This window comes from Bradyrhizobium sp. 31Argb (assembly GCF_043638955.1).
GTDB lineage: Bacteria > Pseudomonadota > Alphaproteobacteria > Rhizobiales > Xanthobacteraceae > Bradyrhizobium.
The window spans coordinates 1-9,715 of the sequence record NZ_JBEGDB010000295.1 but is presented as its reverse complement, the minus strand read 5'-3'; the positions used below and the strand labels follow the sequence as shown (position 1 = coordinate 9,715).

The window sequence follows — 9,715 nt, the reverse complement described above, 5'->3', positions numbered from 1 at the left end:
CAGATCAAAGCTTCGCAGCCATGATCCATCTGACCGCTGCCGTGATAAACTCCCGATGAATCCCAACAGACCCTAGGTCACCTGATATTTCGCGACCGCCGGCTCGTTCCATTCCAGCCCGAGGCCCGGGCCGCGGGCGGTGACGGCGCCGTCGATGACCTCGGCCGGCTTTGCCAGGATGGCGCTGGAGAGGTCGAGGAATTCGAGCCAATGCGCGGTCGGCGTCACCGCGAGCACATGGGAGCTGGCTTCCGCGAACAGATGGCTCGACATCGGGATCGAGGCGGCGTCCGCTTGCCCGGCGACCTGCAGCCAGCCGGTGACGCCGCCGACCTTCATCAGGTCGGGCATGATGAAATCGCTGGCGCCGACCGAGATCGCCTCGGCAAAGCCGCGCGGGAACCACCAGTTCTCGCCGGCCTGGATCGGAATCGGCGAGTCCATTCGGACGCTGGCGTGGCCGGAGAGATTCTCCTGCGGCACGGGCTCCTCGACCCAATGCAGGTCGTAGGGCGCAAGGCGCGCGATGCGGCGTTTGGCTTCCGCCGGATCGAGCGACTGGTTGAAGTCGATCATCAAGGCGATGTCCGGCCCGATGACGGCGCGCACGCCCTTGACCACGCGTTCGTCATTGGCGGCATCACCGTCGCCGCCCTTGATCTTGATGCCGCGAAAGCCCTGGTCGAGTGAGCGGCGGAGCGCGCGCTCGTCGGCTGCGGGATCGACCGCGCCATAGCTGTCATAGGCGGGAAGGGGGCGCGCCGATCCGCCGAGCAACTCGACGACCGGCTTGCTCGCGACCTGTCCCAGCGCGTCCCAACAGGCCATGTCGAGGCCGGAGACAGCCATGCCGACGAGGCCCTGCCAGCCGAGCAGGCGGAACTTGGCGTCCATCGCCTTCATCAGGTCGAACGGGGCGGCCGGCCGGCCGACGAGATCGCGGCCGGTCTCCTCGACCAGATGAACCAGTGGTTTAAGCGTGAGCCTGGTGTAGGCGAAGATGTAGGAACGACCAGTAACGCCCTGATCGGTTTCGATATCGATCAGGACCAGTGGCCCGGAATCGATCACGCCGAAGGCGTTCTTCACAGGACGCTTGAGCGGCACGACGACGGCTCGCGCTCTGATGCCGCGGATCGCTGGAACTGTTTGGCCCATGGTCGTTTCCCCTTGTTCTTATTCGACACTGTACCATCGCACGAGCCGTGGCGCTGCCCAGTCTGTCGCGACCTGTTCGATCAGGTAGCGGCCGGTATACTCGGCCGGGAACGCAATGCGCTGGGTCTGGCCGGGTTCGATCGCGAGTGTGTCGAGCCAGAACGGCTTCCAGCCGTCGTCGAGCCGGTCGAGCAGGCGGAAGTGATGGCCGTGGAGGTGGAAGACGGTGGTAATCGGCGCGCGATTGGTAAGCGCCAGCACCACCGCACGGCCGGTCTTGGCGCGGAAGGCTGGTGGCGCGGAGGGGGTGAAGCTGGCCGGACGCGTCCAGTCAGCTGGCACCCCGACGACCAGTTCGAACCGCTGCGCATTCTTGAGGTCGAGCTGGGCCGGCAGGCCGTTGGGGGGAAGCGGCGGCGCCGATGGCAGCGGCGCCGGGCGGAGCAGGGCCTCGCCGGAGAGTAAGAGTCGTCCGACCGGGCACGCCTCCTTGCCGTCATGGAGCAGGATCGATGCGCTCGCGACGGCATCGACATAGGCGTCTGCGCGGCCGCCCGGCGCCAACACGAGCGCACCGTTGCGCGCAGGAAATGGCTCGGCAGGCTGGCCGTCGATGGCCATGACGCGGACCTCGTGGCTTTCCAATTTCACCGCGAGCACAGTGCGTTGGGAGGCATTGATGAACCGGAGCCGCAGGCGCTCATTGGCGCGTGCTGAGAGTTCGAATGAAGTCCGGCCGTTAACGGTATAGACCGGCGTCGCATCCTTGGCCTCCGTCCCCGGCGCGATAGCGGAGCCATCCGGCCGCAGCCGCCATTCCTCGATCAAGAGCACCTCGTCGCGGTCGACGGAGATATGCTCGCGTTCGGAGACGACCAGTGGCTTTGCGCGCAGCGGTAGCGGTTGGCCGTCATTGAGGAGGCCGGGATCGAACAGGAATGTGCCGGCGTGGCGCAGCGGAAGCTGGAAGCTCTCCTTCGCCCCGGCGGCAAGCGGCGCCCGGGCGAGCAGGGGCTCGGCGGCCGGAGCGCCGTCGATTCCCCGGCAGTACAATGCAAGGGGTGCGGGAAGATCGTTGCCGAGCGTCAGCTCGATGGTCTCGCCGCGATTCGCCCTGATGTCCTCGCCTGGGAACGACCAGACCGGCGTAGCCGCGCCGCCCTGGCGCAGCACCAGGCTGTCGGGTCTCGCGGAAATGGCGAGTGAACGACGGGCTTGCGCCAAGGTTGCGGCGGGAAGGCCCGCTTGCAGCGCGGCGGCGCCTAGTCCGGCCAGCAGGGTGCGTCGATCGAGCTTCAGGAAAAGGCTTGCCATCGGCCCGATCCGGACCATTTTTGAACCTGTAAGTCCAGCGGCCATTTGGGCCGAGAGGACATGCGAAAAAAGCCATTTTTTTGCTGCGCCGGGGCGGGCTCATGCTATAAGCCGCCGCCCGCGGCATCGCGGCCGGAGATGATGCGCCAAGCGGGTGTGGCGGAACTGGTAGACGCGCTGGATTTAGGTTCCAGTGACGAAAGTTGTGGGGGTTCGAGTCCCTCCACCCGCACCAAGCGCTCATCCAGCGTTTGCATGATCCCTTTCTGGAGGGCCTGTCTCTGTGTTCGGGAGACAGGTCCGCCGAACCACCGGCGCAGGCGTTGAGCCGTGCGTCGAACCATTGACACAGTCGCGCCCGCAAAGGCGCGACAGGAGCGGAAGAAGAAGATGCAGGTCACCGAGACCCTTAATGAGGGACTGAAACACGAGTTCAAGATCAGCGTTCCTGCCACCGACCTCGATGCCAAGGCGGACGCGAAACTTGTGGACCTGAAGGACAAGGTCCGCATCAACGGTTTCCGTCCCGGCAAGGTGCCGGTCAGCCATCTGAAGAAGATCTACGGCCGCTCGGTGATGGCGGAGACCATCGACCAGACCATCCGCGACGCCAACACGCAGATCTTCACCGACCGCGGCTTCCGTCTTGCGACCGAGCCGAAGATCACGATGCCGACCGAGCAGAAAGAGGTCGAGGAGTTGCTCGCCGGCAAGAGCGACCTGACCTACACGGTAGCGATCGAGGTCGTGCCGCCGATCACGCTTGCCGATTTCAAGACCTTCCAGGTCGAGAAGCCGGTCACTGATGTGACCGACGCCGATGTTGATGAGGCGATCAAGCGCATCGCCGATCAGAGCCGTCCCTATTCGGCCAAGAGCGAGGGCGCGAAGGCTGAGAACGGCGACCGCGTCACCATCAGCTTCAAAGGTACCATCAACGGTGAAGCCTTCGACGGCGGAACCGGCGAGGGCATCCAGGTCGTGCTCGGTGCGGGCCAGTTCATTCCCGGCTTCGAGGAGCAACTGATCGGTATCGGCGCAGGCGAGACGCGCACGCTGAAGGTCACGTTCCCGAAGAACTATGCCAGCGAAAAGCTCGCCGGCCAGCCGGCCGAATTCGAGACCACGGCGACCACGGTGGAAGCACCCGGCGAGACCGTGATCGACGACGAGTTCGCCAAGACGCTCGGGCTGGAATCGCTCGACAAGCTGAAGGAAGCCGCACGGGCGCGGTTGACGGCCGAGTTCGCCGGCGCGACGCGTCAGCGCGTCAAGCGCGCGCTGCTCGACCGGCTTGACGAGAACCATAGGTTCGAGGCGCCGCCGTCGCTGATCGACGAGGAGTTCAACTTGATGTGGAACTCGATCAAGGCGGAGATGGATTCCGCCGGCAAGACGTTTGCCGACGAGAACACCACCGAGGACGCCGCCAAGGAAGAGTACCGCAGGATCGCCGACCGCCGCGTGCGGCTTGGCCTCGTGCTGTCGGAGATCGGCGAGAAGAACAAGATCACGGTGTCCGATGACGAGGTCGGCCGCGCCGTGATCGAGCGTGCGCGCCAGATGCCGGGCCGCGAAAAGGAGGTCTGGGACTTCTATCGCAACAACGCCCAGGCGCTCGCCCAGCTCCGTGCCCCGATCTACGAGGACAAGGTGGTCGACTTCATCCTCGAACTCGCCAACGTGACCGAGAAAAAGGTCTCGAAGGAAGACCTGTTCAAGGATGAAGACGCCGAGAAAACTGCGGCGTAATCCCGGCACCTCGTGTTAATGATGAACGGCGAAACCGGCCGAACGACGGCATTCCGTCGCTAGGCGGGACCAGCCGAATCGGTTTGAGTTGCCGCGTTCGGACCTAGCCATCTGTGCGGTCTTGCCGCCGCGAAAATGGCGCATATCTGAGCGCAGCTTAACGCAGTCCTGCATCACGGGACGATCGTCCGTCCGGAACAGCCGGCGGCCGTTCGGCCCCGCCAACTCCAGGGGTAATCCCATGCGCGATCCCGTTGAAACCTACATGAACCTCGTGCCGATGGTCGTCGAACAGACCAACCGCGGTGAGCGCGCCTACGACATTTTCTCGCGCCTGCTGAAGGAGCGCATCATCTTCGTGACCGGCCCGGTCGAGGATGGCATGTCGACGCTGATCGTCGCGCAGCTTCTGTTCCTCGAGGCCGAGAATCCGAAGAAGGAAATCTCGATGTACATCAACTCGCCCGGCGGCGTGGTGACATCGGGTCTTGCGATCTACGACACCATGCAGTTCATCCGCCCGCCGGTGTCGACGCTGTGCACGGGCCAGGCGGCCTCGATGGGATCGCTCTTGCTCGCTGCCGGCGAGAAGGACATGCGCTTCACGCTGCCGAACTCGCGCATCATGGTGCATCAGCCCTCCGGCGGCTTCCAGGGCCAGGCCACCGACATCATGCTGCACGCGCAGGAGATCCTGAATCTCAAGAAGCGGCTAAACGAAATCTACGTCAAGCACACCGGCCAGACCTACAAGGCCATCGAGGATGCGCTCGAGCGCGACAAGTTCCTCACGGCGGAAGACGCGAAAGCGTTTGGTCTCGTCGACAAGGTGATCGATAGGCGTCCCGAGGATCCGGCTGCAGCGAAAGCCGCGTAGTCTTACGGGATCGCTTGCGCGATTTTTGCGTTGACGACGAAATCCCTGTCGGCAAACTCAGGCGATTGCGGTGCAGTATGCCCCAACTTGGGCAGAAAGTTCCGCTTTCGTATCGAGCTGTCGCGTGGCAATGTCGCAACGACCGTGCGTTTTCGACAGGTTATTTACGTGCGGAGGCTATAAATCACGGTATTGTCACGGTGCCCGGCAAGCCCCCGGTTAGCGAATTCTTGATAGTCGGATGACAGCATGGTTGGCTCTGACGTATCGGATGTAGTTGCGGGGGAGATTCGACTGAACCGCGATTCGCCGGATCAGTATTAAGTAGGGTCTTTTTTGGTACGGTTTTTGCTCTATCTACACCTAAAGCCCGGACAGTACCGGAATAGGTCGATGGAGCGACGGGTTCGAACGGCGGACGGAGATAAGAATGAGTAAGGTCGGCACGAGCGATTCCAAGAACACGCTATATTGCTCGTTCTGCGGCAAGAGCCAGCACGAAGTCCGCAAGCTGATCGCGGGTCCCACCGTTTTCATCTGCGACGAATGCGTTGAGCTCTGCATGGACATCATCCGTGAGGAGAACAAGTCCTCGCTGGTGAAGTCGCGCGACGGCATCCCGACTCCGAAGGAAATCTGCAAGGTGCTGGACGATTACGTCATCGGCCAGAGCCATGCGAAGAAGGTGCTGTCGGTTGCCGTGCACAATCACTACAAGCGGCTCAATCACCAGACCAAGCACAACGACGTCGAGCTCGCGAAGTCGAACATCCTCCTGATCGGTCCGACAGGCTCGGGCAAGACGCTGCTCGCGCAGACGCTGGCGCGCATCCTCGATGTGCCCTTCACCATGGCGGATGCGACGACGCTGACGGAAGCCGGCTATGTCGGCGAGGACGTCGAGAACATCATCCTGAAGCTCCTGCAGGCGGCCGACTACAACGTCGAGCGCGCGCAGCGCGGCATCGTCTACATCGACGAGATCGACAAGATCAGCCGCAAGTCGGACAATCCCTCGATCACGCGCGACGTGTCGGGTGAGGGCGTGCAGCAGGCGCTGTTGAAGATCATGGAAGGCACGGTGGCTTCCGTCCCGCCGCAGGGCGGCCGCAAGCACCCGCAGCAGGAATTCCTCCAGGTCGACACCACCAACATCCTCTTCATCTGCGGCGGCGCCTTCTCCGGGTTGGAGAAGATCATCTCCGCACGCGGCCGCTCGACCTCGATCGGCTTTGCCGCGCAGGTGCTCGCTCCGGAAGATCGCCGCACCGGCGAGATATTCCGCCACGTCGAACCGGAGGATTTGCTGAAGTACGGCCTGATCCCGGAATTCGTCGGCCGCCTGCCGGTGGTCGCGACGCTGGAGGATCTCGACGAGACCTCGCTGAAGAAGATCCTGACCGATCCGAAGAACGCGCTGGTCAAGCAGTATCAGCGGCTGTTCGAGATGGAGAACATCGAGCTGACCTTCGCCGACGAGGCGCTTGGCGCGGTCGCCCGCAAGGCGATCGAACGCAAGACCGGCGCGCGCGGGTTGCGCTCGATCCTGGAGAGCATCCTGCTCGAGACCATGTTCGATCTTCCGGGCCTCGAAGGCGTGGAGGAGGTCGTGATCTCGCGCGAGGTGGTCGAGGGAACGGCCCGTCCGCTGTACATCTACGCGGATCGTTCCGACCGCGCCGTCGAGAGCAGCGCGAGCGCCTGATCGCGCTTGCCGGCCGCGGCCGGCGGATGAACGAAAATACCGATGGCTCCCGGGATTCCCGGTGGCCATTTCGATGTAATTAATTCTGCGCGTTTAGTCCGGATTTTCCGGTATTTCTAAGTACTTGACACCCCCATGGCCGATAGCCACGTAATGCTGTCGGTGATGAAAATTTACGTCTCAAGATTCGTCATCTGAAATCCGGAACGAGAAGCGGCCGAGGGCCGAACGACATTCGGATCATACAGGCACCTTGTGGTGGTTGCGCAAGCAAGCGGGCCGCGTGCAAGGGGGCACAACGAAAGGAATAGGCCATGACAACCTCAAAACCCCGGCCATCGATTGTCTACGGCGAAAGCCATTCTTATCCGGTGCTGCCGCTCCGTGACATTGTCGTCTTCCCGCACATGATCGTGCCGCTCTTCGTCGGCCGCGAGAAGTCGATCCGCGCTCTTGAAGAAGTGATGAAGAACGACGCGTTGATCCTGCTCGCGACGCAGAAGAATGCGTCCGACGACGATCCGGCGCCAGAGTCGATCTACGAGACGGGGACGCTCGCCAGCGTGCTGCAGCTCCTGAAGCTGCCCGACGGCACTGTGAAGGTGCTGGTCGAAGGGCTTGAGCGCGCGCGCGTCGAGAAATACTCCGACCGCAGCGAGTACTACGAGGCGACCGCGGTCGCGCTCGCCGACACCGACGCCGATTCGGTCGAAGCCGAAGCCCTGTCGCGCTCGGTCGTGTCCGATTTCGAGAGCTATGTGAAGCTGAACAAGAAGATCTCCGCCGAAGTCGTCGGCGTTGTTCAGGGGATCACCGATTTCGCCAAGCTGAGCGACAACGTCGCTTCGCATCTGGCGGTCAAGATCGCCGATCGCCAGGCCATCCTGGAGACGCTGTCGGTCACCCAACGCCTGGAGAAGGTGCTGGGCCTGATGGAGAGCGAGATCTCGGTCTTGCAGGTCGAGAAGCGCATCCGCTCGCGCGTCAAGCGCCAGATGGAGAAGACCCAGCGCGAATATTACCTGAACGAGCAGATGAAGGCGATCCAGAAGGAGCTCGGCGACGACGAAGGTCGCGACGAGCTGGCCGATCTGGAAGAGCGCATCAACAAGACCAAGCTGTCCAAGGAAGCGCGCGAGAAGGCGCAGCATGAGTTGAAGAAGCTGCGTCAGATGTCGCCGATGTCCGCGGAAGCGACCGTGGTGCGCAACTATCTGGACTGGCTGCTGTCGATCCCGTGGAACAAGAAGTCCAAGGTCAAGAAGGACCTGGAAGCCGCGCAGGCGGTGCTGGACTCCGACCATTACGGGCTCGAGAAGGTCAAGGACCGTATCGTCGAGTATCTCGCGGTGCAGTCGCGCGCCAACAAGCTGACCGGACCGATCCTGTGCCTGGTCGGGCCTCCCGGCGTCGGCAAGACCTCGCTTGGCAAGTCGATCGCGAAGGCGACGGGGCGTGAATTCGTGCGCGTCTCGCTCGGCGGCGTGCGCGACGAAGCCGAGATCCGCGGTCACCGCCGCACCTATATCGGCTCGATGCCCGGCAAGATCATCCAGTCGATGCGGAAGGCGAAGACCTCCAATCCGCTGTTCCTGTTGGACGAGATCGACAAGATGGGCGCCGACTTCCGCGGCGATCCGTCATCGGCGCTGCTCGAGGTCCTGGACCCCGAACAGAACTCGACCTTCAACGACCACTACCTGGAGGTCGACTACGACCTGTCGAACGTGATGTTCATCACGACCGCGAATACGCTCAATATTCCCGGACCGCTGATGGACCGCATGGAGATCATCCGGATCGCCGGCTACACCGAGAATGAGAAGGTCGAGATCGCGCGCAAGCACCTGATCCCGAACGCGCTCTCCAAGCACGGTCTGGATTCCAAGGAATGGTCGATCGACGACGATGCGCTTCTCTTGATGATCCGCCGCTACACCCGCGAAGCGGGCGTGCGTAACCTGGAGCGTGAGCTCTCCACACTTGCCCGCAAGGCGGTGAAGGAGCTGATGATCTCCAAGAAGAAGTCGGTCAAGGTCACCGAGAAGAACATCGAAGAGTTCCTCGGCGTGCCGAAGTATCGCTTCGGCGAGATCGAGAGCGAGGACCAGGTCGGTATCGTCACGGGTCTGGCCTGGACCGATGTTGGCGGCGAGCTGTTGACCATCGAAGGCGTCATGATGCCCGGCAAGGGCAAGATGACCGTCACGGGCAATCTGCGCGACGTCATGAAGGAATCGATCTCGGCGGCGGCGTCCTACGTCCGCTCGCGCGCGATCACCTACGGCATCGAGCCGCCGCTGTTCGACAGGCGCGACATCCACGTGCACGTGCCCGAGGGCGCGACGCCGAAGGATGGACCGTCCGCAGGCGTGGCGATGGCCACCGCGATCATCTCGGTCATGACCGGCATTCCGGTCCGCCACGAGGTCGCGATGACCGGCGAAATCACGCTGCGTGGCCGCGTGCTGCCGATCGGCGGTCTGAAGGAGAAGCTCCTGGCTGCCGCCCGCGGCGGCATCAAGACGGTGCTGATCCCCGAGGACAACGCCAAGGATCTCACGGAGATTTCCGATGCGATCAAGGGCGGCATGGAGATCATCCCGGTCTCCCGGCTCGACGAGGTCGTCGCCAGGGCGTTGGTGCGGGTGCCCACACCGATCGTCTGGGAAGAGGAGACCAAGGTCGACGTCAAACCCGACACCGCCGAAGAGACCGGCGGCCTGACAGCCCACTGACCGGACCGGATTGCTTGAACAACGAACGGCGCCTTCGGGCGCCGTTTTGTTTATGGGAGTTTCGCTCGAAGATAGCGCACCGATCATGATCCGATTTTCCGGATCATGCTCTAGGCCGTGTGGACTCTTGGGATTCTCAAATCAGATTGAACGTGATTCAAGGCTTTCTTT

6 protein-coding genes and 1 tRNA gene are annotated in these 9,715 nt (G+C 62.7%); 5 read left to right on the top strand and 2 right to left on the bottom strand.

What is annotated here, in order from left to right; all coding sequences use genetic code 11:
* Positions 1–72: 72 nt before the first annotated feature.
* Positions 73–1,158, bottom strand: a complete 1,086-nt coding sequence (locus tag AAFX91_RS34830) for an enolase C-terminal domain-like protein (protein WP_394569570.1) — start codon at positions 1,156–1,158, stop codon at positions 73–75.
* Between the two features lie 18 nt (positions 1,159–1,176).
* A complete protein-coding gene (locus tag AAFX91_RS34825) occupies positions 1,177–2,472 on the bottom strand; it encodes a multicopper oxidase family protein (protein ID WP_394569569.1) in 1,296 nt (431 codons plus the stop codon).
* Between the two features lie 150 nt (positions 2,473–2,622).
* On the opposite strand from AAFX91_RS34825, the gene AAFX91_RS34820 reads away from it, so the two are divergent.
* The 5 genes from AAFX91_RS34820 (at position 2,623) to lon (ending at position 9,544) form a co-directional block, all read left to right on the top strand.
* A tRNA-Leu gene (locus AAFX91_RS34820) sits at positions 2,623–2,707 on the top strand.
* Positions 2,708–2,862: 155 nt separating this feature from the next.
* Positions 2,863–4,224, top strand: a complete 1,362-nt coding sequence (gene tig / locus AAFX91_RS34815; protein WP_394569571.1) for a trigger factor — start codon at positions 2,863–2,865, stop codon at positions 4,222–4,224.
* Positions 4,225–4,465: 241 nt separating this feature from the next.
* Complete coding sequence (locus AAFX91_RS34810; protein WP_130577037.1) at positions 4,466–5,101, top strand: ATP-dependent Clp protease proteolytic subunit; 636 nt, start codon at positions 4,466–4,468, stop codon at positions 5,099–5,101.
* A 430-nt stretch (positions 5,102–5,531) separates the two neighbouring features.
* Positions 5,532–6,806 carry an ATP-dependent Clp protease ATP-binding subunit ClpX gene (gene clpX / locus AAFX91_RS34805; protein WP_024506813.1) on the top strand — a complete coding sequence of 425 codons (1,275 nt, stop codon included), beginning with the start codon at positions 5,532–5,534 and terminating at the stop codon, positions 6,804–6,806.
* A 314-nt stretch (positions 6,807–7,120) separates the two neighbouring features.
* The gene (gene lon / locus AAFX91_RS34800; protein WP_130577036.1) at positions 7,121–9,544 is read left to right on the top strand and encodes an endopeptidase La; all 2,424 of its coding nucleotides are present in this window, start codon (positions 7,121–7,123) and stop codon (positions 9,542–9,544) included.
* The last annotated feature ends 171 nt before the right edge of the window (positions 9,545–9,715 follow it).

Excerpts from the sequence above, each read along its gene's own strand:
- AAFX91_RS34810 (WP_130577037.1), top strand. The coding sequence starts at position 4,466 with ATGCGCGATCCCGTTGAAACCTACATGAACCTCGTGCCGATGGTCGTC.
- AAFX91_RS34830 (WP_394569570.1), bottom strand. The coding sequence starts at position 1,158 with ATGGGCCAAACAGTTCCAGCGATCCGCGGCATCAGAGCGCGAGCCGTC.
- lon (WP_130577036.1), top strand. The coding sequence starts at position 7,121 with ATGACAACCTCAAAACCCCGGCCATCGATTGTCTACGGCGAAAGCCAT.
- AAFX91_RS34825 (WP_394569569.1), bottom strand. The coding sequence starts at position 2,472 with ATGGCAAGCCTTTTCCTGAAGCTCGATCGACGCACCCTGCTGGCCGGA.
- tig (WP_394569571.1), top strand. The coding sequence starts at position 2,863 with ATGCAGGTCACCGAGACCCTTAATGAGGGACTGAAACACGAGTTCAAG.
- clpX (WP_024506813.1), top strand. The coding sequence starts at position 5,532 with ATGAGTAAGGTCGGCACGAGCGATTCCAAGAACACGCTATATTGCTCG.